We start from the raw sequence: 24,212 nt of genomic DNA on the forward strand, positions 1-24,212 counted from the left end.
TGCTTATACAAACCCTTCCTTTGCCATTGTAACGGCCTTCAGTACGCCCCTGGCCTTATTCTCCGTTTCCTCAAACTCTTTTTCAGGGACCGAATCAGCCACTATGCCAGCGCCTGCCTGCACGTACGCGACGTTATCCTTCATGAGCACGGTTCTTATGGCTATGCAGAGGTCGACGTTGCCCGAGAACCCCATATACCCGACGCATCCGCCATACACGCCGCGCTTTGTTGTCTCTACTTCTTCTATTATCTCCATTGCCCTGATTTTCGGCGCGCCTGTCAAAGTGCCTGCAGGAAAGCACGCGCTAAGGACATCGAAGGAATCGACACCGTCACGCATCCTGCCCTTCACGTTCGAGACTATATGCATCACGTGCGAGTACCGCTCTATGACCATGAACTCATCGACCTTTACGGAGCCTGTCTTCGAGACCCTGCCGACGTCGTTACGCCCAAGGTCCACAAGCATTATATGCTCGGCCCTTTCCTTTGGGTCTGCGAGAAGCTCCTTCTCAAGCGAGGTATCCTCTGCCTCGTCCTTGCCTCGCTTTCTTGTTCCTGCTATGGGGCGGACATCTATCACGCCGTCCTCCACACGCACAAGTATTTCCGGCGAAGAGCCTGCAAGCGTTACATCCCCGAGCCTTAAAAAGAACATATACGGCGACGGGTTCGTCACCCGAAGCGCCCTGTACACGTCGAAGGGAGACGAGCCAAGCGGGGTAGAGAACCTCTGCGATATGACGGTCTGTATGATATCGCCCGCGAATATGTACTCCTTTACCTTTTCAACGGACTTTAGAAAGTCCGCCTTCTTTACGTTAGAGGAAAACTCTGCAGAACCGCCAGTGCCGGCAGCCCCGGCCTTCAACGTCGCGCCCCTTAACTTCACAACCAGTTCCTCGACCCTCTTCGTTGCAGAATCGTAGGCAGCAGAGGCGTCGGCATAATCGTCGACAAAGGCGTTCACAACAACGCGTATCTTCTGCTCGACGTTGTCGAATACAAGGAAGCCGTCGGTTATCATCAAATACATGTCGTCGACCTTAAGGTCGTCAACGGTAGAGTCCGGGAGCCTCTCCATGTGCCTTACCATGTCGTAGCCCATGAACCCGACTGCGCCGCCAAAGAACCTCGGGATGGAGGATGTTTCGTCCGCCCGAAACTTCTTGAAATACGCCCTTAGCGCGTCAAGAGGGTTACCCTCGGTCGCGGTCTTCTTCGAGCCCTCGGTTATCTCGATTGTCTTACCCTTTGACCTTATTGTGGCCTTTGCGGAAACGCCAAGGAAACTGTATCTGCCCCATTTTTCCCCGCCCTCCACACTTTCGAGCAAAAACGCGTCGCCTCCTGTGTCCATCTTCATAAATGCGGACACAGGCGTATCTGTATCGGCCATTATCTCGGCAAATACCGGGATGACGTTAAAGGCCGCCGAGCGCTTTTTAAACTCATCTATGGAAGGAAAAAACTTTAATCTTTTCATAAGTTTCAAGATTAACACAGGTATTTCGGGTAGTCAATAAAATCCCCTTTGCAGGCAGCGTAAAACGCATTGGAAAAGGCCGCCATAAAAGCACCCAAAACAAAACCCCCGCAAAGCGCCGACTGCGCCTTACGGGGGCTCGATTAGCCTAGACAAAAACTACTTCTTTGCCTTCATTGCATCGATAAGTATTTCAGCGACTTCCTTACGCGAAAACTCCGGCGGCGGGCACTGGCCGTTAACGAGCATCTCCCTCACCTTTGTTCCCGAGAGCGTTATATGGTCGTCCTTGCCGTGCGGGCAGCTCTTGTAAGAGGCCATGCTGCCGCACTTCTTACAAAAGAACGTGTGGTCGAAGAACATGGGCGTGATGCCGATTTTCGCCGCATCGAAGTTATCAAATATAAAATGTGCGTCGAAGGTGCCGTAGTAGCTGCCGACCCCGGCGTGGTCTCTGCCCACGATAAAGTGCGTGCAGCCGTAGTTCTTCCTCGCTATTGCGTGGAATATCGCTTCCTTGGGGCCGGCGTAGCGCATAGCAGCCGGGAACACGGCAAGCTGCACCCTGTCCTTGGGGTAATAATTGGCCATAAGGGCCTCGTAGCACTTCATCCTTGTGGAAGCAGGGATGTCGTCGCCCTTGGTCTCTCCGACAAGCGGGTGTATCATAAGAGCGTCCACGGTCTCGAGCGCGCACTTCTGTATGTACTCGTGCGCCCTGTGGATGGGATTACGCGTCTGAAAGCCTACTATCCTCTTCCAGCCCTTGTCTGCAAAGAGTTTCCTCGTCTCGACAGGGTCGAGCCTGTACTCCTTAAAGTTCGCGTACTCCGGCCTCTCTATGACAGAAATACTACCGCCTATTAGCACCTCGCCCATGGCATACATGTTCTTAACGCCAGGGTGCGCGTCTTCCTTTGTGCCGTAGACCTGCACTGCCTCTTTTTCCTTGTCATGCTCGAATTTTTCCTCGATGGTCATTACGGCAAGGGTCTTGCCGGAGGCGTCCACCAGAGCAACCTCCTGGCCTTCTTTAAGGGCCGAGGCCTCGTCCTTTGTAACGGACAACGTCACAGGGATGGTCCACGGAAGCCCGTTAACGAGGTGCATCGTGTCCATGACAGAGTGATAGTCGTCTTTACGCATAAACCCTTCGAGCGGGCTTAGCGCGCCGATGCCTATCATTTCAAGGTCGGATATTTCCCTCTCCGTAAGCGTGACCTTCTTTAATTCCTTGCTTCTCTTTGAAGCTTCTTCCCTTTCCTTGCCTTCGAGAATCCTGTTGATGAGTTTGCCGCCATGCGGCTCTATCTGCTGTATCATTTTCCTTTGCTTCCTCCTTTACGTGTGTGTATTCCGCATTCCTTCGCGTCGTCCTGACTAAACCAGCGCCACCTTCCGGAGCGGGGCTTTTCGCCCTTTACAAGCGGAGTTGAACAGATGACGCACCCTATCGAATCATATCCCTTATCGAAAAGCTCGTTATAAGGAACGTTATTCTCTTTTATATACTTTTTAACATCAGCCTCTGTCCAATCGGCAAGCGGGACGAGCTTTAAGATTTTCCTTCCGCCATCCTCCACAATCGAGGCCCTTTCAACGCTCTTCTTCCTGTGCTCGGACTGGTCTTTTCTGAGCCCGGTTATCCAGACGTCCAGCGTTGCCATTGCCCGCTCATTGGGCTCAACCTTGCGGACATTGCAGCAGTACTCCTGCATGGCCTTGCTCGTGAAAAAGAGATACTCGCCAAACTCCTCGGTCATTTCTTTTACCTTGTCTTCCTTTGGCGCGAAGCGCTCGACCTTAACCTTATACCTTGTCTCGGTCTCGTTCATCGCAGCATAGGTCTCCGGGTGGAGCCGCAATGTATCGACGGTAAAGACCCGAAACGGCAGCCCCGCGGCAGCTGCCATGTCCACGATAACAGCGCCGGTTAGCTGAAAGCTCGTGCCGATTGCCGCCTTTTTACCGAAGTTCTCGAATGCAAAACGCACCATCGCCTCGGGCGTAAGCTTCTCTATTTCGGCAAGCTCGGCCTCGCCTATGTCAGCTATCTTATGTATGTCTTCGAGCTTCAAAGCTTTATATATCCCTTTTCCTCGAGATACCCGAGTATCTTCCTTGTCGAGTCCTCGACACTGAGCTTTGAGGTATCGAGCGTCAACTCCGCCTTGTCCGGCTCCTCGTAGGGCGCGGAGATGCCGGTAAACTCCTTTATCTCGCCTGCTCTGGCCTTCTTGTAGAGCCCCTTTACATCCCTTTCTTCGCAGACCTCGACCGGGCACTTTACATAGACCTCGATGAACTCTCCTTCCTTCTGGAGCTTTCTTGCCTCGTCCCTGTCCGCCTTATACGGAGATATGAAGGCCGTGATAGTGATGATGTTGGCATCGGTAAAGAGCTTCGCAACCTCGCCGATTCTTCTGATGTTCTCTGTTCTATCAGCAGGCGAGAACCCAAGGTTCTTATTCAAACCGTGGCGGATGTTGTCGCCGTCCAATATATAGGCCTGGTGGCCGTTTTCGAGAAGCGCGTGCTCAAGTTCCACGGCTATCGTGGATTTACCAGCGCCCGAGAGCCCGGTAAGCCACACCGTAACGCCCTTCTGGCCCATCAGCTTTTCCCTGTCAGCCCTCGAAATCTTACCGTGATGCCACTTTATGTTCGTTGCCTTCTGCTCCGCCATTTTTAGTCTCCTTCGTGTTTTTTTGCTTCAATCCTCCACAACCTCAACCTTGCAAGACAACCTCGACACCAATTCATCGACACGCGACCTTGAAAAATACTTCGCAAGCGTCGAAAGCTTCCTCTTGGGAACAATCACATGACCGGCCTTGTAACGCTCGATGGTCTCAATCGATTTCTCGACAAAATCCCCCTGCTCTATAAGCGCATCGAAGCCGACACCTTCCTCCATGGCCATGACCTGCGCCTTGCCCGTAACCTCATAGGCGCGCTGCCTGTATTCCTTCATAACGGCCTCGGCCAATTCCTCCGAGGGCTTGTCGCCTATGAAGCCTATGTCCGAGAACTTATCGAATATTTCCTCGGCAATCTCCGGCTCTATGACGTAGAGCACGACAAGCCTGGCATTGTCCTTCTTGGCAGCCGACACGGCAAGCCCAAGCGCCTTCTCAGAAACCCTTGTGGCCGAAAATATCAGCAGAACGCTCTTCATAGAGTTCACTTCCAGACTCCTATAACCGGCCAGTAGTACGCGGCCATCACGTTAAAGAGCACCCATGCCGCTACTGTCATTATGACCCCTGTCTTTGCCATGTCCTTTACCGTCACAAAATTCGATGACACGGCGATTGCGTTCGCCGGAGTCGACATCGGCAGGCAAAACGCCAGCCCCGCGGGTATGGCGATTGCGAGCGTTACGAGCTCGGGCGACATGCCAAAGCTTCCGGAAAGCCCGATTGCAACGGGCAGCAGTATTGCTATGACCGCGGCGTTACTGATGCCTTCGGTAAGCACAAGCGTCACGAAGGAGAAAAACACCACCGCCGCCATTGCCGTCGTGACCCAGTTGCCCATCGTGTACTTCGCAAACCAGAAGGCCGCGCCGCTCTTATCTAGCGCGGAGCCAAGCACTATGGCGCCGCCGTACATGAGGATTACGCCCCAATTGACGTACTCCTCTATATCCTTCCATCTCACGAGCTTGAAGACGAATAACGCCACCACGGCAACGAGCGCTATCGTCGAGAGCCCTGCGGTTTTGCCAAGAAGCGCCCACGCCGCTATCGTGACGAGAAGCACCGCGCCGACCGCGTACTCGGCGTACTTGATCTTGCCCATCGCGTGTATGCGGCGCTTTAGCGTCTCGTGCACCTTATCAACGTTCTCGACGTCCGAGACAAAGAAAAACCTCAGCACCAGATACCCTACTATCAAAAGCGCGATGACGAGCGGAAAGACCGCTATCGTGTAATCGATAAAGTCTATGCTCTTGCCGGTAAGCTCCTTTAATATGCCGACTGCGAGCGGCACCCTTGCTCCGCCAAGGAAAGTCGCCACACCGCCTATAACGCACCCCCACGCAAGCGAGAGAAACAGGAGCTTGCCGTAGGAGCTCTTGCCCGGCCTTAGACCAAGCGTCTTCGACATATCGAGCACTATGGGAAAGAGCATTGCCGCAACCGCGTGCTCGCTCATGAAAAACGAAAGCGATGCCGCAAGGAAAAATACGCTTAACCAGAGCCTCTCTGGGGTGGCCGCGAACTTATCGAGTATCACAAGCGAAATTCTACTCGATAGTCCGCTCTGCATAACGGCTCCCGCGAGTATAAACGCTCCGAGAATGAAGAACACGGCTTCGTTGCCAAATGTCGCGTACACGTCCTTTCTCGTAAGGACGCCAAGGAGCGGCACAAGCACCATCGCCAATATGCTCGTCACTGCAAGCGGTATTACGTTAGAAACCCATAGGGCAAGGCATACACCGAACACCGCGAGGGCGTTCTTACCTGCCTCGCTTAGTCCTGCCGGGGGTTCCGAGCGCACGACAACATAAAAGGCAATCGCCAGCAGGGCAAAGAACGCCGGCCTTACCAGCCTCGAAAGCAGTATGACCCAGAGTGGCCTTTTATCTATCTCTATGCTCAAGGGTTAATGTCTCCTGACGTTTAACGCCCAACCAAGGCCCGCAGGGCGCAAAACACACCCCGCGCCCTACTGCTCGCCCTTATCCTTTACGCGAAGCTTTCTTCTAAGAGTCGATAGCCCCCAGGCCGTCTTGATGCCGAGCTTTGTCTTGTAAAACCCGTCGAAGAGCGAAAGCACTCCGCTCTTTTCCTCTCCCGAGAGAAGCTTGCTCTCTATGGGTGTGGTTACCATGCTGATATCGCGCACCCACGAGGTGTTTATCTTGTTTTTCTTGACAGCAGTGTAGAGGTGCTTATATACCGGTATTATCACCTCTGCCGTGAGCGGCCCCATCCTAAGGGCCTTTCCCGGCTGCGGCCTGTAAACGGGCAATATCGGCACAACGCCAATTTCGGTCAGATAATCTATGCCCATGCAGGTCGAGCCCGGGGGCTCGAGCCCTACTATCAGGTGCGATGCAACCGTGCCGTTTGGAAATACCGTTGCCGCGTATTTAAGCGCGTCAAGGTAACGCTTTCTGCCGATAAGCTCTTCCCTGCCCGGGCAAAGTATCTTAAAGAGCTCGGAATCAAATATCTCGAGATTATAGAGAAGCGAATCCGCGCCAAGCGCGTACGCCTCGTCTATCCATTTATCTTCCTTTGGCGGCAGCGCCTCCACAGCAACAAGGCAGTTAAAGTGGTTCTTTATGGCCTTTATATACGGCCGAAGAAGCTCGATACCGCCGTCCCCGCCCCTGCTAAAACCTATCGAGAGATAAATGATTTCGCAAACGCCCTCGTCGAGAATCGCCTTTACGGTCTCGAGCACCTCTTCGACTGTAAAGAGCCTCGCGTCCGCGCCTGCCATATCGAAGTTCCCGGCGCAGTAGCGGCACTCGACCTTACTGTCGAAGAACTCGCACTTCGGAGAAGGCGTAATCACGGCGTAGCTTCCGTGCACCGTGGCTATGTCGCAAAACGGCACTCCGGTAGAGGTCTTATCGGAATAAAACCTCGGCTCCGGCACGGCAGTAACCTTCATCTCGCGCGTGCCGTCGGTTATTACGAGCCCTTTCCTGGCTTTCTTAAGCTCATAGGGCGAATGCTCGGTAAAGTCCTCTCCGCAGGGCACGTTCACGAGCGTGCCCTTTGGAAGTATCAGGTCTATGCCCGCCCCTGCCCTGCCCTTACGGCAGTTCGCGCCCTTTAGCCCTTCCGATACGCGTATGCCGCGAAGCATCAGATCTATCTTAAGGGTAGACGAGTTCTGAAAATAGTTTTTCGTCGTCATAGAGCAGCGCGCTCCCGTGCGCGCAGATACATGTTAAAGCCTTACTTACCCGGGGCCCGAAGCTCGCAGGCCTCTTCGTAAGTGATTAGTTCCTTTATGGTCGCGTTCTTGCCGCAAAGCGCGCAGTCAGGGTCTTTTCTTACGCGAACTTTCCTGAATGTCATCTTAAGCGCGTCAAATATCATAAGATACCCGGCAAGGCCGTCGCCGATTTTTAAAACCTCTTTAATCGCCTCAACCGCCTGAAGCACTCCGACGACCCCGGCAAGCGCGCCAAGCACTCCTGCCTCCTGGCAGCTTGGCACAAGCCCCTTTGGCGGCGGCTCCGGATAAAGACAGCGGTAGCACGGGAATTCATCATGCCCTTTAAATATCGCCACCTGGCCTTCGAAGCGGAACATGCTTCCGGAGACAAGCGGCTTCTTTTCGAAGAAGCACGCGTCGTTCATCAGAAAGCGCGTCGGGAAGTTGTCGCTTCCATCGAGCACAACGTCGTAGTCGCGGATTACCTCGCGGACGTTGTCAGCGGTAAGGCGTTCTTCATAGGTAACGACCTTTACGTCCGGGTTAAGCTCGTTTATGGTCTGCCTGGCGCTCACTGCCTTATGCACGCCGATTTTCTTCGTGTTATGAATAATTTGCCGCTGGAGGTTACTAAGGTCAACCGCATCGCCGTCGGCTATGCCGATTGTGCCTATGCCGGCTGCAGCAAGATACATAAGCGAAGGCGAGCCGAGCCCTCCGGCCCCGAGTACAAAGACCTTGGCTTTAAGAAGCTTTGCCTGGCCCTTTCCTCCGACCTCTGGAAGTATTATGTGGCGCGAATACCGCTCTATTTGCTCTTCTGAGAAATCCATCGTTTCCTTCTCCGCTCGTTATTTAGTCATCTACTTCTACTTCAAAAGGCTCCGACCCAAACGGCTTATCCTCTGCCTCGATTTTCCAGTTTTTTATATCCGCCACAGCACCACTCTCAACCGATACTATTGTATAATGATATTCTGGCCATCCTCTATCTCTATCAAACTGAGATGGCTTTGATGGATGATCCGGGTGTGAATGAAAGAAACCTATCACATCAAGTCCTTCTCTCTTTACATCCTTCTCAACTTTCAACAGTTCAGCAGGATTTACCTCATACCTATCATTAGCCCTGGTTGTATTCATATTTGTTAAAGAAACAGAACTAACAGCAGTAGCTGAACCGTCTTCTGAAAATTTTCCAATAAGTGCCCCGCAACATTCATGTGGATATGCAGCCTCCGACACCCTCCTTATTTCTTCATATACACTTTTCTTAAACTTAAGCATGTATGCCTCCTAAAAAAAACAAATCCGCATCCCAGCCGCATGCATAATGCCAAACGGCAAAGATGCGTCAAACAGTACTTGCAAACCTACTCCCAAAGCCTAGTAGAAAGATACTTATCTCCGCCGTCCGGGAAGATAACGACAACGAGGCCCTTCTTAAGTTTCTTCGCAACCTCGAGCGCGCCCCACATCGCCGCTCCGGAGGACTGGCCTACCAGAATGCCCTCTTCCCTCGCAAGCCTCTTTACCAGTTCATAGGACGGCTCGGTCGGGGCAGACACCTTCTCATCGAGCTCTTCCTCGTGATAAATGCCGGGCACTATCGATGTCGCCATGTGTTTTAAGCCCTCGAGGCCGTGCATTGGGTTATCGGGCTCGACAGCCACGATGTGTATGTCCTTATTAAAGTCTTTCAGCCTTCTGCCCGTGCCCATGATGGTGCCGCCCGTGCCGATAGTAGCTACAAAATGCGTAACGCGTCCGCCTGTCTGCTCAATGATTTCCGGCCCGGTCGTGTCGTAATGCGCGTCAGGGTTAGAGGGGTTGTTATATTGGTCGAGCTTACAGTACTTCTCCGGGTTCTCGACGTATAGCTTCCAGCAAAGTCTTATCGCTCCGTCAGAGCCCTCAAAGGGGCTCGAGAAGATGACGTTTGCGCCAAATGCCTTGAGTATCTTTTTACGCTCCTCGCTCACGTTTTGCGGAACAACGAGGTCGAGCTTGTAGCCCTTGTACGCGGCTATCCACGAGTACGCGATTCCTGTATTACCGGAGCTCGAGTCGAGGATGATCTTGTCCTTCGTAAGATGCCCGTGCTTCTCTGCATCGAGCACCATCCTTAGCGCCGGGCGGTCCTTTACCGAGCCTCCGGGATTATGCCCTTCGAGCTTTGCGTATATCTCTACACCTTCTGGCAGATCCTTTGTTATGTTATTGATGCGCACAAGCGGCGTATTGCCCACAAGCTCGATAATCGACTTGCTGGCGGCCTTTGCGTTTGCGCTCTGGGCGGCATTCACGCCCGCCTTTCCAACTGCTTCGGATGACTTCATCCCAATTCCTCCGAAAACGCAGCCTCTCATAACGAGGCCTTTATATTCAAAACAACGGTGTCTCGTTTAATAACACCGCGAAATACCGCCATAATACCTTAGCAGTATACTCAAGTTTATAATACTCTACTAAAACTGTCAAGAACTTTGCCAAAATAAAACCCAAAGAATACGATAAGTTAGAGCATTTCTACTCAACTATATCGAGTTCAATGGGCTCTACTTTAACGCCTTTTTCAGTGAAAAACTTTACGGCCTTTTCCACATTCTCATCCGTACCCTCTATCTCGAGCGCAACAAGCCCCAAGTCGTCAGACACGGTTGCCTGGCGAATGTTGGTAGAGACGTTAAAGCGCTTGGACACCTCGTATATAAGAGGCTCCTTCACCATCTCTCTGGGGTATGTGAGATACACTCTCTTTTTCAAGTCAGTCTACCTTCCGCCTGCGATTGCAGGGATAATGGACAGCTCATCGCCGTCCTTAAGCTCGGTCGTGAGATTGTTCTTAAACCTTATGTCCTCGTCATTAACGTAGAGATTGACGAATTTACGCGGCGTGCCGTCTGCCTCGCATATCCTCTCTTTAAGCCCGGGGTAGTTCTTCTCAAGGTCGCTTAGTATATCGGCGACGGTTTTTCCGTTTGCATCTACTTCGTCTTTGCCGCCGGTTATCTTTCTAAGCGGCGTTGGTATACGAACCTTTATCGGCATAATCCAAGAACCTCCTCTGTTGTCTCTTGTTGTATGGCTAAAAGAAACGCGCCTAACACTTCTCGATTTTCAGCCTGAAGTGGTCTGCCTCTTTCTTCACTTCAACTATCTTGTGGCCTTCTTCCTTGATGCTTTTCGGGACGTTCTGTATGGGCTCTCCGGAATCGAGCACCAGCTCGAGCACCTGCCCCTGATCCATGCCCTCGAGCTTGAGCTTCGTCTTCACGAAGTTTATCGGGCAGAGCACTCCCCTAAGGTCTAGCGTATCGTCTACCTTTATCTCGCTCATCTTACGCCACCAACCACTTCCTTGCCGCCAAGTATGCGCGTGCCTTCGAGTGTTGGGCCCATGAACTTCATGTAGCTCTCAAGCCCGACTCTTTTCACTGTGGTGGCAATCCTCTCGCCCCTTAAGCCGTTTGCCATGTACCACTCTATCGTCTTCTCGATTACCGCCGGAACTTTATTGTCAGGAATAAACACTGCGATTTCCTTTGCCTCGACAGGATGTCTGCCGTGCTTACCGCCTATCCTCACGAGATGTCCGTAACGCTTTGCCCTCCATGCGCCTGTGGGGCATGCCCTGATGCAGTCGCCGCAGTAGATGCACTTACTCGCATCGTAGATGGGCTTACCGGTCTCCGGGTGCGAGGCGATTGCGTCGTCCTTACAGACCTCGGCGCAAATCGTACAGCCCGTGCAAGTAGGATCTTCCCACTCCGGATCAACAACACCCTGGAACCCGAGATCCATCTCGCGCGTCCTCGAGCAGTCTATCGGACAGCCTGAGAAAGACATCTTGAACTTATGGTGCGTGGGCGTGCCAAAGTATTTCTCATCGACCATCTTCGCAAGCCCCTGCGTATCGCTTAAGCCGTTCGGGTTATACTCGCACCCGCCGCATGCGGTAGGGACCCTGACCCTCGGGCCGCAGGACGCCACCTTCATGCCGATTGCCGCAAGGTCCGCAACTATAGCGTTAAAGTCCTTATAGTCGACGTAAAGGATTTCAAGCGACTGACGAAAACTGAAATGCACCACACTCTGCTTACTGTACTTGTGTGCTATCTTCGAGACCTCGACAAGCTTATCGGTCGTCATCCTTCCGCCCGGGCACCTAAGGCGTACGGTAAAGAGATCCTTCTGCCGCTGCTTAATGAACCCTCCGGTCTTAAGGTCGTTAAAGTCGACCTTCTTCTCGCCGTCCCCGATGTTTACGGATACCTTTGTTACCTTATCTTCTATGAACCTGTCCATTTATTGTATGTGAACTCCTTTCGAAGTCTTGCTCTATTGCCCTGAAATTGCCATTTTACCAGAAAGCAGAGCCCCCTGGCAAGGGTTTAGGCCCTTACAGCGTATTTCTTGCCGCTTACAGCAACGAGTTCGTCGAAGTCACGGAGGCTCGCGCTTATGACCGGCGGGGCTGCGATGCTGCCCTGGAGCGCTTCCTGGGTCTTTAGCCCGTTGCCGGTTATGGAAATCACTATGGACTCGTCTTTGGGGATGCGGCCCTGCTCAATCAGCTTCTTCGTTACTCCAAGCGTTACGCCTCCAGCTGTCTCGGCGAATATGCCCTCTGTCTCGGCAAGCAGCTTTATGGATGATATTATTTCCTCATCACTTACGTCCTCGCCGTAGCCGCCGCTATCCCTCATGACCCTTGCCGAGTAGAAGCCGTCTGCAGGATTGCCGATTGCGAGCGATTTGGCAATGGTGTTCGGCTTAACCGGCTTTATGAGCTCTGCCCCGGCCTTTACCGCCGTGGTTATGGGCGAGCATCCGGTTGCCTGCGCGCCGTAGACCTTTGTCTGCACGGAATCGATGAACCCGAGCTTATGGAACTCGTTAAAGGCCTTCCATATCTTTGTTATGAGAGAGCCTCCGGCCATCGGCACAACGATATGCTTCGGGAGCTTCCACCCGAGCTGCTCGGCTATCTCGTAGCCGTAGGACTTCGAGCCCTCGGCGTAATACGGGCGGATATTGATATTCACGAATGCCCAGCCGTACTTTCCGGCGATTTCGCTGCAAAGGCGGTTTACCTCGTCGTAGTTGCCCTTTATGCCGACCACATTCGACCCGTAGACGAGTGTGCCGAGCACCTTCGTTGGCTCGAGGTCATACGGTATGAACACGTAGTTCTCCATGCCGCAGGCTGCGGCGTTGGCGGCAACGGAGTTGGCAAGGTTACCGGTAGATGCGCATGAGACGACCTTGAAGCCCAGCTCCCGCGCCCTCGATATGGCAACGGAAACGACGCGGTCCTTGAAGGACAGTGTGGGGAAGCTCACTGCATCGTTCTTTATGTATATCTCCTTAACGCCAAGGGCCTCGCCAAGGTTCTTTGCCCTGACAAGCGGCGTAAACCCGGCCTGGAGCCCGACCGTCGGCTCGCCTTCTAGCGGAAGAAGCTCGCGATAGCGCCACATATTGGGGGCGCGCTTTTCTATCTTCTCTCTTGTAAGGTCTTTCTTTATCTTGTCGTACTCGTACGCGACCTCGAGCGGCCCGAAGCAGTACTCGCATACATGGAGCGCCTCTTTGGGGTACTCTCTTGCGCACTCGCGGCACTTAAGGCTCTTTATATAACTCATCTGCTCTACCTCCGTCTCTCTCTCGTTTACCCTTCTACCAAACAATGCGGCCCATTGCCGCGCTGAAAACAGAAATAAAAAAACCCCTTCTTTGAAGATACAAAGAAGAGGTTATCATAGACGTCCTTATATAACGCTCCCCTCATCTTCCAGGCACCGGCACGGTATCTGCCGCACTGCCTGCTGGAGTTAGCACCTTGACGGAGTTTTCTTTTTCAAAAACCCCCGGTTGCTGTGGCGTCATCGGGCCAGATCCCTTAGCCACTCACGATAAGAAGGTACTGCTTATTCGGTTGTATGTTAAATAATGCCTGAAACCCGTTGATTTGTCAAGCTAAAAACTCTTTTCAGAATCAACGCCTTTTAACACCAAGGGGGGGCTTCCGGCAACCCCTTGATTTAATTAGCTATTATGCGCCCTTTTTCTTTGCGCCCTTCTTTGGGGCAGCGGCTCTCTTCTCCGCCTTGGGCTTTGCCGTAGCCTCTTTCTTTGGCTTTACAGGCTTCGGAGCCTTCGGGGCCTTAGGCTCTTTCGGTGCTTTAGGAGCCTTCGGGGCCTTTGCCTTCTTCTCTGCTGCCGCGCCTTCGGTCACAGCCGGGAGCATGGACTGCTTCTCAACGAGCTCTATTATCGAGACCGGAGCGCAATCGCCAGGCCTGAAACCCAGCTTCATGATTCGCGTGTAACCGCCGTTTCTCGACTTGAACCTCAATGCGACGTCGTCAAAAAGCTTGGTCACGGCGTTCTTATTACGCATGAATGCCATGGCGCGCCTTCTTGCGGCGGTATCGCCGGCCTTTCCAAGCGTAATCATGCGCTCGGCGACCTTTCTTAGCTCCTTTGCCTTCGGCGTTGTGGTCTTTATGCTCTCGCGAAGGATAAGGTCGCTCGTCATGTTGGCCATCATGCACCTTAAGTGGCCAACGCGCCTTTTAAATCTTTTTTCGTCCCTGTTATGCCTCATTTATAAAAGCTCCTTACTCGGTTTGCTTGCGTTCCTGATGCGTCTTATCGAGCTCTTTTCTCGTCGGGAAGCCCTCGAGCTTCTTGCCGAAATCGAGCCCCATGGTATGAAGTATTTCCTTTATCTCGTTTAGCGATTTTCTGCCGAAGTTCTTTGTCTTGAGCATCTCCTGTTCGGTCTTCTGCACCATCTCGCCGATGTACTTGATGTTGGCGTTCTTAAGACAGTTTGCGCTCCTTACCGAAAGCTCGAGCTCATCTACCGTCTTAAGCAGGTTCTCGTTGAACCACGGCATGCTCTCGACCTTGTCCTCCGCGCCCCTGCCCTCGGCCTCCTCGGCAACCTCGTCGAAGCCGATAAAGAGCGACAGCTGCTCCTTGAATATCTTCGCGGCTATGCCTACCGCGGACTGCGGGTCTATCGCGCCGTTTGTCCAGACCTCGAGCGAAAGCTTATCGTAATCGGTTCTCTGCCCGACCCTGGCGTTCGTAACGTCGAAGTTCACTCTCGATACCGGCTGGAATATCGAATCGACCGCTATTGCCCCTACCGGCATGTTCGGCGTCTTGTTCTTCTCGGCCGGAACGTAGCCCTTGCCGGAATCGACGGTGAGCGTGCACTCGAGCTTGCCGTCCTTGCCAACGTGAGCGATTATGAGCTCCGGGTTCAGTATCTCGATTGAATCGTCGTGCTCGATGCTTCCTGCCTTTGCTTCCGCAGCGCCCTTTACCGAAAGCTTCATGGTGCGCGGGCCCTCGCCGTTCATCTTGAGCTTTATCTGCTTTATGTTCAAAATAATGTCCGAGACGTCTTCCTTGACGCCCGGGATGTTCGAGAACTCGTGGAGCACGCCGTCGAACTTAACGGACGTAACGGCAGCGCCCTGAAGCGAGGAAATGAGGATTCTTCTCAGGCTGTTGCCAATCGTCATGCCGTAACCCCTCTCGAGCGGCTCGGCCGTGAACTTGCCGTAAGTTGCCGTAACTTTTTCAACCTCGAGCTTTTTCGGTTTGATGAGTTCGCGCCAGTTTTTCTGCATTCGATCCCTCTCGCTTTAAAAAATTAATAAAGAAAAGCTTCCAACACCGCTTCCTCCAAATACCAACCAACCCCGCGGATAAGACCACGGGGCATTCAATACTACTTCGAATAAAGCTCGACTATCAAATGCTCCTCTATCGGCATGGTTACGTCGTCGCGCTTCGGGGCCCTGGATATGGAACCCTTGAACGCGCCCTTATCGAGCACCACCCATGCAGGAACACCGCGCCTGTCAACACTTTTAAGATTTTCGCCGATGTGGGCGCTCTCGCGCATCGCTGTCTTAAGCTCCACCACATCATTGGGCTTCACCGCAAAGGACGGCATGTTCACTTTCTTGCCGTTCACGGTAAAGTGCCCCTGGGTCACCAGCATCCTGGCTTCCCCTCTCGAACAGGCAAAGCCCATCCTGTAGACCACGTTATCCAGGCGCCTCTCGAGAAACGATATCAGGTTCTCGCCCGTGATGCCCTTTGCCCTCTCGGCCTTCTCGAATATGCGTCCGAACTGGGTTTCGTTGAGGCCGTATATCCTTTTGACCTTCTGCTTTTCGCGAAGCTGGATGGCGTACTCGCTCATCTTCTTCCTGCCCTGAGCCTGTGGCCCCGGCGGGTAGCTTCTTCTCTCGAAACCGCACTTGTCGGTGTAGCACCTATCGCCCTTCAAAAAGAGCTTCAGCGCCTCTCTCCTGCACAACTTACATACCGGTCCAGTCTGTCTTGCCAAAGTAAATACCTCCGTTTAAAATTCTCTTAAACCCTGCGCCTCTTGGGCGGCCTGCATCCGTTGTGCGGAACAGGGGTAACGTCCCTGATAAGCGCTATGCTAAAGCCCGCTGCCTGCAGCGACCTTAGCGCCGATTCCCTGCCCGCGCCCGGGCCCTTTATATATACGTCCACGGTCCTAACGCCATGCTCCATGGCCTTCTTCGCCGCGTTCGTCGCCGCAACCTGCGCCGCGAACGGAGTGCCCTTTCTCGAGCCCTTGAACCCCGAGCTTCCCGAGCTTGCCCACGCAAGCACGTTGCCGCTTGGGTCAGCTATGCTGATAACCGTGTTATTGAAGGTCGAGTTGATATGGGCTATGCCCTTTGAGACCGACCTCTTTACTTTTTTTCCGCCCTTTGCCATGTTTTAAATGCTCCTTTTTTTACTCCGTCTTCTTTATCATGACGGCGGCCTTTCTCGGCCCTTTTCTCGTTCTCGCGTTGGTCTTGGTCCTCTGTCCCCTTACCGGGAGGTTCTTCCTGTGCCTAAGGCCCCTGTAGCTGTTGATGTCCATGAGACGCTTTATGTTCATGGACACTTCCTTCCTCATGTCGCCCTCGACCTTGTACTCGGTGTCGATGACCTTTCTTATGGCCGCGACATTGGCCTCGGTCAGATCCTGCGTCCGTATTGACGGATCAACACCCGCCTTCTCGAGTATCACGGCGGCATTCGACCTTCCAACGCCGTATATCTTGATCAGAGAGATGTCTATTCTCTTGTTCTTCTGTAAGTCAACGCCTGCTATCCTTGCCACTTTATGCTACCTCCTTGAAATTAGAGCCCGGCCCTAACCCTGCCTCTGTTTGTGCTTCGGGTTCTCGCACGTAACGCGCACAACGCCCTTACGCCTAAATAGCTTGCACTTCGCGCATATCTTTTTAACCGAACTACGTACCTTCATGACTTACTCCTCTTTTTTTGCCTTCCCTGTTTAGCGCCGCCCCGGATGCCGACGCGGCCCCTTGTTCTACTTTACTCTGTAAGTTATCCTGCCTCTGGTGAGATCATAGGGCGAAAGCTCGACCGTCACTTTATCTCCAGGCAGTATCTTTATGAAATACATGCGCATCTTCCCGGACACGTGGGCTAGGATCTTATGCCCGTTGTCCAACTCCACCCTGAACATGGCGTTCGGAAGCGTTTCCACCACCGTGCCCTCTACCTGTATTGACTCTTCCTTTTTGGACATAATGGGCTAAAGTCTACTAAGCACCAACGGGCCGTCCTTTGTAATAGCCACAGAGTGCTCGAAATGGGCCGAAAGGCCCCCGTCCTTTGTTACCGCCGTCCATCCGTCGGAGAGTACCTTTACATCAGGGCCTCCCGCGTTTATCATGGGCTCGATTGCGAGCACCATGCCTTCTTTAAGCTTCATTCCGGTTCCCGGAGTCCCGAAGTTCGGAACCTGTGGCGCCTCGTGCAGGCTTTTACCTATACCGTGCCCCACAAAGGCCCTTACTACCGAAAACCCTGCTTCTTCTGCGTGGCTCTGCACGGCATGGGATATGTCGTGGAGCCTGTTACCAGGCCTTGCGGCCTCGATTGCGAGTTCAAGACAGCGTCTCGTTACTTCTATTAACCTTGCTGCCTCACTGCTTACTTTGCCTATCGGCACGGTAACGGCAGAATCGCCGTAATAACCGTCTAGTAAAACACCGCAATCTATTCCGACTATGTCGCCTTCCTTTAAAACCCTCTTCTTCGAAGGCATCCCGTGCACGACTTCTTCGTTAACCGAGGTGCACAGGCAAAACGGATAACCTCTGTAACCCTTGAAGGCGGGCCTGCCGCCCCGTTTCTTTATCTCATCGGCCGCAACTTCCTCGAGGTCCATCGTCGTAACCCCTGAGGCGGCCTGTTTCGAGAGGATTGAGAGGACCTCGGCCACTATCCTGTTGCTTTGCCGAAGCTTCTCTATCTCCTCGAAGCTTCTAAGTATTACCGCGTCTTGACTCAATTGCCTTGAATATAGACTGCGATATTTCGTCCATGCTCCCAACTCCCTTTACGGAAGAATAGAGCCCCTTGCCTTTATAATAAGTCACCAGAGGAAGCGTTTCCTGCTCGTATACCTTGAGCCTTTCCTCTATGGTCGTTTCCTTGTCGTCGTCGCGCTGATAAAGATCCCCGTTGCACTTATCGCACATATCGAGGTTCACCGGCGGATTGAATATTATATGGTACGCCGCTCCGCACTTCTTGCACATACGCCTGCCGCTTATGCGCCTTACCAGTTCCTTTTTCTCAACCTCTATGCCAACGACCGCCGATATCCCGTGCCCGGAGCCTTTTATGGTCTCATCTAACGCCTCGGCCTGCTTTACGTTTCTCGGAAAGCCGTCGAGGATGCAGCCATTTGCGCAGTCCTTCTCGTCAAGCCTTTTTGCAACCATGTCAACGACAAGGGCGTCGGGAACGAGCAGCCCCTTGTCCATGAAGTCCTTTGCCTTTTTCCCGAGCTCTGTTTTCTCTCTCACGTTGGCTCTTAGTATGTCTCCGGTCGATATCTGCGGTATCTTGAACTTCTCGGAAACGAACTTCGACTGAGTGCCTTTGCCTGCCCCGGGGGGCCCCATGAGAATGATGTTGAGCATCAGCTGCTTCTCCCCTTAATCTTGCCCTTCTTAAGAAGCCCCTGATAGCTCTTCGATAACATGTGCGACTCTATCTGCTGTGCCGTGTCTATGGCAACTGTAACGACAATCAATATAGCCGTGCCGCCAAAATAGAACGGCGCGCCAAACTTTAGCACCACCCACGACGGAAGTATGCACACCGCCGCAAGATAAAGAGAGCCCCAAAGCGTGATGCGCTCGAGCACCTTTTCTATGTACTCTGCCGTATTTGCCCCCGGCCTTATACCGGGAACAAAGTTGCCGTTCTTCTTAAGGTTCTCGGCAACGTCCTTCGGGTTAAACTGTATCGCCGTGTAAAAATAAGCGAAAAATATTATCAAGATGCCAAACAGTATGTTATACATCAACCCGGTAGGGTCGAAATACGAAGCCACACTCTTTAGCGCCGGCACATCGAATGTCGTCACTATCGTCGCCGGAAATAAAAGAAGCGACGAAGCAAATATCGGCGGTATAACGCCCGATACGTTAAGCTTAAGCGGCAGATGCTGCATGGCGCCGCCCATTACATTTCTTCCGACTATCCTCTTTGGCGACTGTATGGGTATTCGCCTCTGCGCGGTCTCGAAGTAAACGACTATCGCGACAATGGCTATCACCAGCAATATCAGCACAATCGCGCCAAGAAACATTATCTGCCCGGTCCTTACAAGCGTTATAGTCTGCCCGAGCGCCGCCGGCATGCTGGCAACTATGCCTGCGGTTATTATAAGAGAAATGCCGTTACCAACGCCTCTCTCTGTTATCTGTTCGCCAAGCCACATGATGAACGCCGTACCGGAGGTAAGCGTTATAGTTGCAAGAAGCCTGAAACCCCAACCCGGGTTCATCACTATGGATTCTCCGGAAGACCCGGTCATCCTCTCGAGCCCCATTGATATGATAAAGGCCTGGAAGATCGCTATGACTATCGTCAAATACCTTGTATACTCGGTTATCTTCTTTCTGCCCTGCTCGCCTTCTTTCGAGAGCTTCTCGATAGACGGAACCACGGCGGTTAGAAGCTGAAGTATAATGGCCGCGGTTATGTAGGGCATTATGCCCAGCGCAAAGACCGAAAAATTCTCGAGCGCTCCGCCGGTAAACATCGTCGCCACATCGAGCATCGTGCCCTTTGCAGCCGCAAAAAACGAAGAAAGCGCCTTAGCGTCGATTCCTGGAGTCGGTATAAAGACCCCCATCCTGTAGACGCCGAGCAAGAGTATCGTTATCAGTATCCTTTTGCTTAGGTCGCTTGCCGCTTCCTGATTTTTAACGTCCTTAAACGCCACCTCTTACGGAGCCTCCGCCTTGCCGCCGGCCCCCTCTATTTTGCTCTTGGCTGATTTGCTAAACATATCCGCCTTGACGGTTATGGCCTTCTTTATATCGCCGTCGCCAAGAACCTTAAGACGCCTTCTTCTGTTCTTTATGAGGCCGCGCTCGAAAAGCGTTTCTGTCGAAGCGGTCTCGCCGGCCTTGAATGCCTCGTCGAGACAACCGACGTTCAATATATTAAGCTCCGTCTTGGTCATGCTGGTAAAGCCGCGCTTGGGGAGCCTTCTCTGCAGCGGCATCTGTCCGCCCTCGAACCCCGGCCTGACGGTCTTGCCGCTTCTGGCCTTCTGGCCCTTGTGGCCTTTACCGGAAGTTTTGCCCCAGCCCGAGCTCTCGCCCCTGCCGACCCTCTTTATTTTTTTAACCGCGCCCTTAGGCGCCTTAAGCCTGTTAAGCATCTGACCCTCTTTTTAATTCGCTAATTTCTACTAGCCGTACTATTTCAAAAACCGCCGCTTACTAAACCGATTATGCCGGCTCTACCTCTACAAGATGCGCGACCTTGGTTATCATGCCGCGTACCGACGGCGTATCTACCAAAACCTTCGAGGAGTTAATTTTCCTCAGCCCGAGCCCCTTTAAGGTCTCTCTTTGCCTCTCTGTGCCACCGATATAGCTCCTGACCATCGTGACCTTTACCTTGGTCCCGGAGGCCGCCGCCATCTTTTTGGTAGCCGCTGCCTTTTTGGGGGCTGCCGCCTTTTGGGGAGCCGCCTTCTTTATCTTCTTTTCCGTAGCCATGTTATTTCTTCACCTCTTCAAACACCTTGCCCCTTAGCCTTGCAACATGCTCCGGGCTCTTGAGTCTCTTAAGCGCGTCCACGGTAGCCTTCACCATGTTATGCGGGTTATTGGACCCAAGCGACTTTGTAAGCACGTCGTGCACTCCCGCGCTCTCGATTACGGCCCTTACGCCGCCGCCCGCTATGATGCCGGTTCCCGGGGCTGCGGGCTTTAGTATGACCTTGCCTGCGCCAAACGACCCGGTTACCTGGTGCGGTATCGTGCCGTTCATTATCGGAAACTTAAAGAGCGCCTTTTTGGCGTGGTCAACGGCCTTTCTTATGGCCTCGGGCACTTCGTTGGCCTTGCCAAGTCCGTAGCCCACATATCCGCGGCCGTCGCCTACTACCACGATGGCGTTGAAGCTAAAGCGCTTGCCGCCCTTGACGACCTTGGCAACCCTGTTAAGGTATACCAGCTTGTCCTTCAAATCCAGTGCGTTCGCGTCTATCCTTTCCAAAAAAAACCCCCGCTCTTGTTAGTTGTTCACTGCAATTAGAAATCTATGCCCGCGGCCCTCATGCCATCGGCCACGGCCTTGACACGCCCGTGGTACATATAACCGCTCTTGTCAAACACTACCTTCGTTATGCCCTTTGCCTTGGCAAGTTTTCCAAGATGCTCGCCAACCTTCTTGGCTGCATCGGTCTTGTTCATCTTATCGACGTTTACGCCTTCGGTAAGGGTAGAGGCCGCGAGCACGGTCTTTCCGGCAATGTCCTCTACGAGCTGCGCGTAGATGTGCTTGTTGCTCCTGTAGACGTTAAGCCTAAGGCGCTCCGGGTTGCCGCCAACCTTTTTTCTTACCCTGGCCTTTCTTCTGTGCCAGCCGGTCATTCTCTTATGTGTTAATGCGCTGATAGACACTACTTACCTCCTGCCTTGCCTGCCTTGCCGGCCTTTCTCCTTATTACCTCGTCCGCGTACTTGATGCCCTTGCCCTTGTAAGGCTCCGGCGGCCTTAAAGACCTTATTTCCGCCGCGACCTGCCCGACCATCTTCTTGTCCGCGCCCTTTATCGATACAAGCGTCTGCTTATCCACAGCCGCGCTTATTCCCTGGGGAAGCGCGTACACGACCGGGTTCGAAAACCCGAGGGCGAAGTTTATCTCCGCTCCCTTGACCTCGGCCTTGTAGCCAACGCCCACTATCTCGAGCTTTTTCTCGAAGCCGTCGGTAACGCCCTTTATCATGTTGCTTATCAGCGTTCTGGTCAGCCCGTGGAGCCCTTTTACGAGGTTCGACTCCGCGCTTCTGGTAACGGTCACCGTCGTTCCGTCGGTGCTGACGGTTATCTCTTTTCTAACCGGGAAGGAGAGGTTGCCCTTGGGGCCGCTGACTTTAACAAGCTGGCCTTCCTTGGCAATCTTCACGCCGCCGGGTATCTTTATGGGTTTCTTACCTATCCTTGACATAGTATATCCTTAGACCTTCCGAATTATTAATATACCGAACAAATCAGCTCGCCGCCAAGCCCGAGCTCTCTTGCCTTTTTATCGCTCATCACGCCCTTCGAGGTGGAAACAATAGCCACGCCAAGACCGTTTACTATATCCGGTATCGCATCGCTCTTCACATAGAGCCTTCTGCCGGGCTTGCTTAAACGCTTTACCTCTGCTATAACGCCCTTATTGTCCGGCCCGTACTTGAGCTCGACCTTCAACTTGGACTTCGAGTCCTCTTTCACGACCGTGATGTTGCCGACGTAGCCCTCTTCCTTCAAGATGCCGAGTATCTCGGTCTTCACCTTTGAAGCGGGTATTATCACGTCTTTCTTCCTTGCACACTGGGCGTTACGCACCCTGGTGAGCATATCGGCGATTGGATCTGTCATAGCCATATAAGTAAAAACTCCGTTTCTTTTTTCGAGCTTACCAGCTCGCTTTTATTACGCCCGGAAGCTCGCCTCTATGGGCCATCTTCCTTAAGCACATACGGCACATGTCGAACTTCCTGTAGTACGCCCTGGACCTGCCGCATATGGGACAGCGGTTGTACTCACGCACGGCAAACTTCTGTTTACGCTTCGCCTTAGCTATCAAAGACTTCTTTGCCAAAACTAACCCTCCGCTCTCTTAGTTCCTAAACGGCATCCCGAGGCCCTTCAAAAGCGCTTTCGCCTCTTCGTCCGTTTTGGCCGTGGTTGCCATGGTGATGTTCATGCCGCGTATCTTGTCTATCCTGTCGTACTCTATCTCGGGAAATATTATCTGCTCGCTTATGCCAAGCGTGTAATTGCCTCTGCCGTCGAATGCCTTGTCGCTAACACCCTTGAAGTCCCTGATCCTTGGCATGGTGAAGTTGAAGAGACGGTCAAGGAACTCATACATTAGAGCGCCGCGAAGCGTGACCATCGCTCCTATCGGCATGCCTGCCCTGAGCTTGAAGGTAGCGATACTCTTCTTCGCCTTTCTAAGAGAGGGCTTCTGCCCGGTTATGGCCGTAAGGTCGCGCACAGCGGCCTCTATTACCTTTGCCTCTTTGGTAGCCTCGCCCACACCCATGTTGACGACGACCTTCTCGACCTTTGGCACCTGCATTACGTTCTTGTACCCGAACTGCTTTACAAGGGCCGGGGCCACGTCCTTCTTAAACATCTCTTTTAAGCGCGGGCTTGGAGCCTTAGCCGCGCTGCTACCTTTTGCCGTACTCATTTATCCAATACCTCCCCGCACTTCCTGCAAGTTCTCACCGTTCCAGCGCCTTCCATGACCTTCCTGCCGACCCTCACCGGGCCCTTGCACTTGGGGCATATCACCATGACATTGGAGAGCTTTATAGGAGCTTCCTTGTCTATGATGCCGCCCTGCATGTTCTTTTGCGTGGGCTTCTGGTGACGCTTTATCATATTAAGCTTCTCGACAATGACAGAGCCCGGGGCTTCCTTATTGACGCGCACCACCTTGCCGCTTTTACCCCTGTCCTTGCCGACCATGACCATTACCTGGTCATCCTTCTTTATCTTTATCTTCTCGAGCTTTTCTATCATAAATAACCCTTCTGCCTCAAATCCCTTTCGGTTAATATCGCCTTATAGCACTTCCGGCGCAAGCGAGATTATCTTCATGAACTTCTTCGCCCTAAGCTCCCTCGCAACCGGGCCAAATATCCTTGTCCCAATGGGCTCGTTATCCTTGTTGATGAGCACAACCGAGTTCTCGTCGAACCTGATTGTAGAGCCATCCGGCCTTCTAAGCGGCTTTACGCATCTTACTATGACGCACTTTACGACGTCGCCCTTTTTCACCTTGCCGTCCGGAATGGCCTCTTTTATGTTGGCCACAATAACGTCTCCGATACCGGCTATAAGCTTATTGGACGCGCCTATCACCTTTATGCATGACACCTTCCTCGCGCCCGAATTGTCCGCGACGGTGCAAAGCGTACGAATCTGTATCATCTTGCCTTCTCCAGTATTTGCTCAACGCGCCAGCGTTTGGTCTTGCTAAGCGGCCTCGTCTCGGTGATAGCCACGCGGTCGCCGACCTTGCTTTCGTTCTTTTCGTCGTGGGCCTTGAACTTTATCTTGCGCTTAAGATACTTGCCGTAGGTCGGATCCTTGACTATCGTCTCCACAGAGACAACGACCGTCTTGTTCATCTTGTCGCCGACAACGTTTCCGACTATGGTCTTTCTCTTCTTACGAGTCTCGCTCAT

The 24,212-nt window shown here is 52.9% G+C and carries 36 protein-coding genes and 1 riboswitch; all 36 genes read right to left on the reverse strand.

Features of this window, described 5'->3' with window-relative positions:
• Positions 1–3: 3 nt before the first annotated feature.
• The 36 genes from trpE to rpsQ all read right to left on the reverse strand — a co-directional run bounded on the left by trpE (position 4) and on the right by rpsQ (position 24,212).
• Positions 4–1,488 (reverse strand): anthranilate synthase component I, encoded by a 1,485-nt coding sequence (trpE, locus tag OEV59_08370; protein MDH4227741.1) that lies wholly within the window; start codon positions 1,486–1,488, stop codon positions 4–6.
• A gap of 159 nt (positions 1,489–1,647) precedes the next feature.
• The gene (gene sat / locus OEV59_08375) at positions 1,648–2,811 is read right to left on the reverse strand and encodes a sulfate adenylyltransferase (protein ID MDH4227742.1); all 1,164 of its coding nucleotides are present in this window, start codon (positions 2,809–2,811) and stop codon (positions 1,648–1,650) included.
• Positions 2,808–3,566: a phosphoadenylyl-sulfate reductase gene (locus tag OEV59_08380; GenBank protein MDH4227743.1), complete on the reverse strand. Its 759-nt coding sequence runs from the start codon at positions 3,564–3,566 to the stop codon at positions 2,808–2,810. Before OEV59_08380 ends, sat begins: the two co-directional genes overlap by 4 nt.
• Positions 3,563–4,174 (reverse strand): adenylyl-sulfate kinase, encoded by a 612-nt coding sequence (gene cysC / locus OEV59_08385; GenBank protein MDH4227744.1) that lies wholly within the window; start codon positions 4,172–4,174, stop codon positions 3,563–3,565. The genes OEV59_08380 and cysC overlap by 4 nt, the downstream gene beginning before the upstream one ends.
• A 27-nt stretch (positions 4,175–4,201) precedes the next feature.
• Positions 4,202–4,666 carry a universal stress protein gene (locus OEV59_08390; protein ID MDH4227745.1) on the reverse strand — a complete coding sequence of 155 codons (465 nt, stop codon included), beginning with the start codon at positions 4,664–4,666 and terminating at the stop codon, positions 4,202–4,204.
• Between the two features lie 5 nt (positions 4,667–4,671).
• Positions 4,672–6,099, reverse strand: coding sequence for a DASS family sodium-coupled anion symporter (locus OEV59_08395; protein MDH4227746.1), 1,428 nt, complete (start codon positions 6,097–6,099; stop codon positions 4,672–4,674).
• A gap of 66 nt (positions 6,100–6,165) precedes the next feature.
• Positions 6,166–7,371, reverse strand: a complete 1,206-nt coding sequence (locus OEV59_08400; GenBank protein MDH4227747.1) for a radical SAM protein — start codon at positions 7,369–7,371, stop codon at positions 6,166–6,168.
• A 41-nt stretch (positions 7,372–7,412) separates the two neighbouring features.
• On the reverse strand, positions 7,413–8,228 hold the full coding sequence (gene moeB, locus OEV59_08405) for a molybdopterin-synthase adenylyltransferase MoeB (GenBank protein MDH4227748.1): 816 nt from the start codon (positions 8,226–8,228) through the stop codon (positions 7,413–7,415).
• Between the two features lie 22 nt (positions 8,229–8,250).
• Positions 8,251–8,682 carry a M67 family metallopeptidase gene (locus tag OEV59_08410; GenBank protein MDH4227749.1) on the reverse strand — a complete coding sequence of 144 codons (432 nt, stop codon included), beginning with the start codon at positions 8,680–8,682 and terminating at the stop codon, positions 8,251–8,253.
• Positions 8,683–8,768: 86 nt separating this feature from the next.
• Positions 8,769–9,734: a cysteine synthase gene (locus tag OEV59_08415; protein MDH4227750.1), complete on the reverse strand. Its 966-nt coding sequence runs from the start codon at positions 9,732–9,734 to the stop codon at positions 8,769–8,771.
• Positions 9,735–9,924: 190 nt separating this feature from the next.
• Positions 9,925–10,161 (reverse strand): NIL domain-containing protein, encoded by a 237-nt coding sequence (locus tag OEV59_08420; protein MDH4227751.1) that lies wholly within the window; start codon positions 10,159–10,161, stop codon positions 9,925–9,927.
• Positions 10,162–10,167: 6 nt separating this feature from the next.
• Positions 10,168–10,446 carry a MoaD/ThiS family protein gene (locus OEV59_08425; protein ID MDH4227752.1) on the reverse strand — a complete coding sequence of 93 codons (279 nt, stop codon included), beginning with the start codon at positions 10,444–10,446 and terminating at the stop codon, positions 10,168–10,170.
• 52 nt (positions 10,447–10,498) lie between these two features.
• Positions 10,499–10,735 (reverse strand): sulfurtransferase TusA family protein, encoded by a 237-nt coding sequence (locus OEV59_08430; GenBank protein ID MDH4227753.1) that lies wholly within the window; start codon positions 10,733–10,735, stop codon positions 10,499–10,501.
• Positions 10,732–11,703: a 4Fe-4S binding protein gene (locus OEV59_08435; GenBank protein MDH4227754.1), complete on the reverse strand. Its 972-nt coding sequence runs from the start codon at positions 11,701–11,703 to the stop codon at positions 10,732–10,734. Before OEV59_08435 ends, OEV59_08430 begins: the two co-directional genes overlap by 4 nt.
• An 86-nt stretch (positions 11,704–11,789) precedes the next feature.
• A complete protein-coding gene (locus tag OEV59_08440) occupies positions 11,790–13,043 on the reverse strand; it encodes a threonine synthase (GenBank protein MDH4227755.1) in 1,254 nt (417 codons plus the stop codon).
• Positions 13,044–13,182: 139 nt separating this feature from the next.
• Positions 13,183–13,320, reverse strand: a riboswitch (SAM riboswitch).
• Positions 13,321–13,453: 133 nt separating this feature from the next.
• Positions 13,454–14,008: a 50S ribosomal protein L17 gene (rplQ, locus tag OEV59_08445; protein ID MDH4227756.1), complete on the reverse strand. Its 555-nt coding sequence runs from the start codon at positions 14,006–14,008 to the stop codon at positions 13,454–13,456.
• Positions 14,009–14,021: 13 nt separating this feature from the next.
• Positions 14,022–15,047 (reverse strand): DNA-directed RNA polymerase subunit alpha, encoded by a 1,026-nt coding sequence (locus OEV59_08450; GenBank protein ID MDH4227757.1) that lies wholly within the window; start codon positions 15,045–15,047, stop codon positions 14,022–14,024.
• Positions 15,048–15,148: 101 nt separating this feature from the next.
• Complete coding sequence (gene rpsD / locus OEV59_08455) at positions 15,149–15,775, reverse strand: 30S ribosomal protein S4 (GenBank protein MDH4227758.1); 627 nt, start codon at positions 15,773–15,775, stop codon at positions 15,149–15,151.
• 26 nt (positions 15,776–15,801) lie between these two features.
• Entirely contained in the window at positions 15,802–16,179 is a 378-nt protein-coding gene (rpsK, locus tag OEV59_08460; GenBank protein MDH4227759.1) for a 30S ribosomal protein S11, read from the reverse strand.
• A 19-nt stretch (positions 16,180–16,198) separates the two neighbouring features.
• Entirely contained in the window at positions 16,199–16,573 is a 375-nt protein-coding gene (gene rpsM / locus OEV59_08465; GenBank protein MDH4227760.1) for a 30S ribosomal protein S13, read from the reverse strand.
• 33 nt (positions 16,574–16,606) lie between these two features.
• On the reverse strand, positions 16,607–16,720 hold the full coding sequence (gene rpmJ, locus OEV59_08470) for a 50S ribosomal protein L36 (protein MDH4227761.1): 114 nt from the start codon (positions 16,718–16,720) through the stop codon (positions 16,607–16,609).
• A gap of 66 nt (positions 16,721–16,786) precedes the next feature.
• On the reverse strand, positions 16,787–17,008 hold the full coding sequence (gene infA / locus OEV59_08475) for a translation initiation factor IF-1 (GenBank protein ID MDH4227762.1): 222 nt from the start codon (positions 17,006–17,008) through the stop codon (positions 16,787–16,789).
• Positions 17,009–17,014: 6 nt separating this feature from the next.
• The gene (gene map, locus OEV59_08480) at positions 17,015–17,776 is read right to left on the reverse strand and encodes a type I methionyl aminopeptidase (protein MDH4227763.1); all 762 of its coding nucleotides are present in this window, start codon (positions 17,774–17,776) and stop codon (positions 17,015–17,017) included.
• Entirely contained in the window at positions 17,751–18,413 is a 663-nt protein-coding gene (locus OEV59_08485; GenBank protein ID MDH4227764.1) for an adenylate kinase, read from the reverse strand. The genes map and OEV59_08485 overlap by 26 nt, the downstream gene beginning before the upstream one ends.
• Positions 18,413–19,726: a preprotein translocase subunit SecY gene (gene secY / locus OEV59_08490; GenBank protein ID MDH4227765.1), complete on the reverse strand. Its 1,314-nt coding sequence runs from the start codon at positions 19,724–19,726 to the stop codon at positions 18,413–18,415. Before secY ends, OEV59_08485 begins: the two co-directional genes overlap by 1 nt.
• Before the next feature lie 3 nt (positions 19,727–19,729).
• Entirely contained in the window at positions 19,730–20,170 is a 441-nt protein-coding gene (gene rplO / locus OEV59_08495; GenBank protein MDH4227766.1) for a 50S ribosomal protein L15, read from the reverse strand.
• Positions 20,171–20,240: 70 nt separating this feature from the next.
• Positions 20,241–20,435 carry a 50S ribosomal protein L30 gene (gene rpmD / locus OEV59_08500; protein ID MDH4227767.1) on the reverse strand — a complete coding sequence of 65 codons (195 nt, stop codon included), beginning with the start codon at positions 20,433–20,435 and terminating at the stop codon, positions 20,241–20,243.
• A 79-nt stretch (positions 20,436–20,514) separates the two neighbouring features.
• Entirely contained in the window at positions 20,515–21,015 is a 501-nt protein-coding gene (gene rpsE / locus OEV59_08505; protein MDH4227768.1) for a 30S ribosomal protein S5, read from the reverse strand.
• Between the two features lie 35 nt (positions 21,016–21,050).
• The gene (gene rplR, locus OEV59_08510; GenBank protein MDH4227769.1) at positions 21,051–21,392 is read right to left on the reverse strand and encodes a 50S ribosomal protein L18; all 342 of its coding nucleotides are present in this window, start codon (positions 21,390–21,392) and stop codon (positions 21,051–21,053) included.
• Between the two features lie 29 nt (positions 21,393–21,421).
• A complete protein-coding gene (gene rplF, locus OEV59_08515) occupies positions 21,422–21,970 on the reverse strand; it encodes a 50S ribosomal protein L6 (GenBank protein ID MDH4227770.1) in 549 nt (182 codons plus the stop codon).
• A gap of 26 nt (positions 21,971–21,996) precedes the next feature.
• Complete coding sequence (gene rpsH, locus OEV59_08520; protein MDH4227771.1) at positions 21,997–22,395, reverse strand: 30S ribosomal protein S8; 399 nt, start codon at positions 22,393–22,395, stop codon at positions 21,997–21,999.
• Between the two features lie 31 nt (positions 22,396–22,426).
• Complete coding sequence (locus tag OEV59_08525; protein MDH4227772.1) at positions 22,427–22,612, reverse strand: type Z 30S ribosomal protein S14; 186 nt, start codon at positions 22,610–22,612, stop codon at positions 22,427–22,429.
• Between the two features lie 18 nt (positions 22,613–22,630).
• Positions 22,631–23,209 (reverse strand): 50S ribosomal protein L5, encoded by a 579-nt coding sequence (gene rplE, locus OEV59_08530; protein ID MDH4227773.1) that lies wholly within the window; start codon positions 23,207–23,209, stop codon positions 22,631–22,633.
• Positions 23,206–23,544, reverse strand: a complete 339-nt coding sequence (rplX, locus tag OEV59_08535; GenBank protein MDH4227774.1) for a 50S ribosomal protein L24 — start codon at positions 23,542–23,544, stop codon at positions 23,206–23,208. The genes rplE and rplX overlap by 4 nt, the downstream gene beginning before the upstream one ends.
• Positions 23,545–23,586: 42 nt before the next feature.
• Entirely contained in the window at positions 23,587–23,955 is a 369-nt protein-coding gene (gene rplN, locus OEV59_08540) for a 50S ribosomal protein L14 (GenBank protein ID MDH4227775.1), read from the reverse strand.
• The gene (rpsQ, locus tag OEV59_08545) at positions 23,952–24,212 is read right to left on the reverse strand and encodes a 30S ribosomal protein S17 (protein ID MDH4227776.1); all 261 of its coding nucleotides are present in this window, start codon (positions 24,210–24,212) and stop codon (positions 23,952–23,954) included. The genes rplN and rpsQ overlap by 4 nt, the downstream gene beginning before the upstream one ends.

The sequence above is a fragment of the Deltaproteobacteria bacterium genome (assembly GCA_029858205.1).
In the GTDB taxonomy this organism is placed as follows: Bacteria; Desulfobacterota; GWC2-55-46; order GWC2-55-46; family DRQE01; genus JAOUFM01.

What these genes read in the sequence shown, in the direction of transcription:
- trpE (MDH4227741.1), bottom strand. Translation starts at nt 1,488, where the DNA reads ATGAAAAGATTAAAGTTTTTTCCTTCCATAGATGAGTTTAAAAAGCGC.
- sat (MDH4227742.1), bottom strand. Translation starts at nt 2,811, where the DNA reads ATGATACAGCAGATAGAGCCGCATGGCGGCAAACTCATCAACAGGATT.
- cysC (MDH4227744.1), bottom strand. Translation starts at nt 4,174, where the DNA reads ATGGCGGAGCAGAAGGCAACGAACATAAAGTGGCATCACGGTAAGATT.
- OEV59_08390 (MDH4227745.1), bottom strand. Translation starts at nt 4,666, where the DNA reads ATGAAGAGCGTTCTGCTGATATTTTCGGCCACAAGGGTTTCTGAGAAG.
- OEV59_08400 (MDH4227747.1), bottom strand. Translation starts at nt 7,371, where the DNA reads ATGACGACGAAAAACTATTTTCAGAACTCGTCTACCCTTAAGATAGAT.
- moeB (MDH4227748.1), bottom strand. Translation starts at nt 8,228, where the DNA reads ATGGATTTCTCAGAAGAGCAAATAGAGCGGTATTCGCGCCACATAATA.
- OEV59_08410 (MDH4227749.1), bottom strand. Translation starts at nt 8,682, where the DNA reads ATGCTTAAGTTTAAGAAAAGTGTATATGAAGAAATAAGGAGGGTGTCG.
- OEV59_08415 (MDH4227750.1), bottom strand. Translation starts at nt 9,734, where the DNA reads ATGAAGTCATCCGAAGCAGTTGGAAAGGCGGGCGTGAATGCCGCCCAG.
- OEV59_08425 (MDH4227752.1), bottom strand. Translation starts at nt 10,446, where the DNA reads ATGCCGATAAAGGTTCGTATACCAACGCCGCTTAGAAAGATAACCGGC.
- OEV59_08430 (MDH4227753.1), bottom strand. Translation starts at nt 10,735, where the DNA reads ATGAGCGAGATAAAGGTAGACGATACGCTAGACCTTAGGGGAGTGCTC.
- OEV59_08435 (MDH4227754.1), bottom strand. Translation starts at nt 11,703, where the DNA reads ATGGACAGGTTCATAGAAGATAAGGTAACAAAGGTATCCGTAAACATC.
- OEV59_08440 (MDH4227755.1), bottom strand. Translation starts at nt 13,043, where the DNA reads ATGAGTTATATAAAGAGCCTTAAGTGCCGCGAGTGCGCAAGAGAGTAC.
- rplQ (MDH4227756.1), bottom strand. Translation starts at nt 14,008, where the DNA reads ATGAGGCATAACAGGGACGAAAAAAGATTTAAAAGGCGCGTTGGCCAC.
- OEV59_08450 (MDH4227757.1), bottom strand. Translation starts at nt 15,047, where the DNA reads ATGCAGAAAAACTGGCGCGAACTCATCAAACCGAAAAAGCTCGAGGTT.
- rpsK (MDH4227759.1), bottom strand. Translation starts at nt 16,179, where the DNA reads ATGGCAAAGGGCGGAAAAAAAGTAAAGAGGTCGGTCTCAAAGGGCATA.
- rpmJ (MDH4227761.1), bottom strand. Translation starts at nt 16,720, where the DNA reads ATGAAGGTACGTAGTTCGGTTAAAAAGATATGCGCGAAGTGCAAGCTA.
- infA (MDH4227762.1), bottom strand. Translation starts at nt 17,008, where the DNA reads ATGTCCAAAAAGGAAGAGTCAATACAGGTAGAGGGCACGGTGGTGGAA.
- OEV59_08485 (MDH4227764.1), bottom strand. Translation starts at nt 18,413, where the DNA reads ATGCTCAACATCATTCTCATGGGGCCCCCCGGGGCAGGCAAAGGCACT.
- rplO (MDH4227766.1), bottom strand. Translation starts at nt 20,170, where the DNA reads ATGCTTAACAGGCTTAAGGCGCCTAAGGGCGCGGTTAAAAAAATAAAG.
- rpmD (MDH4227767.1), bottom strand. Translation starts at nt 20,435, where the DNA reads ATGGCGGCGGCCTCCGGGACCAAGGTAAAGGTCACGATGGTCAGGAGC.
- rplR (MDH4227769.1), bottom strand. Translation starts at nt 21,392, where the DNA reads ATGACCGGCTGGCACAGAAGAAAGGCCAGGGTAAGAAAAAAGGTTGGC.
- rplF (MDH4227770.1), bottom strand. Translation starts at nt 21,970, where the DNA reads ATGTCAAGGATAGGTAAGAAACCCATAAAGATACCCGGCGGCGTGAAG.
- rpsH (MDH4227771.1), bottom strand. Translation starts at nt 22,395, where the DNA reads ATGGCTATGACAGATCCAATCGCCGATATGCTCACCAGGGTGCGTAAC.
- rplE (MDH4227773.1), bottom strand. Translation starts at nt 23,209, where the DNA reads ATGAGTACGGCAAAAGGTAGCAGCGCGGCTAAGGCTCCAAGCCCGCGC.
- rplX (MDH4227774.1), bottom strand. Translation starts at nt 23,544, where the DNA reads ATGATAGAAAAGCTCGAGAAGATAAAGATAAAGAAGGATGACCAGGTA.
- rplN (MDH4227775.1), bottom strand. Translation starts at nt 23,955, where the DNA reads ATGATACAGATTCGTACGCTTTGCACCGTCGCGGACAATTCGGGCGCG.
- rpsQ (MDH4227776.1), bottom strand. Translation starts at nt 24,212, where the DNA reads ATGAGCGAGACTCGTAAGAAGAGAAAGACCATAGTCGGAAACGTTGTC.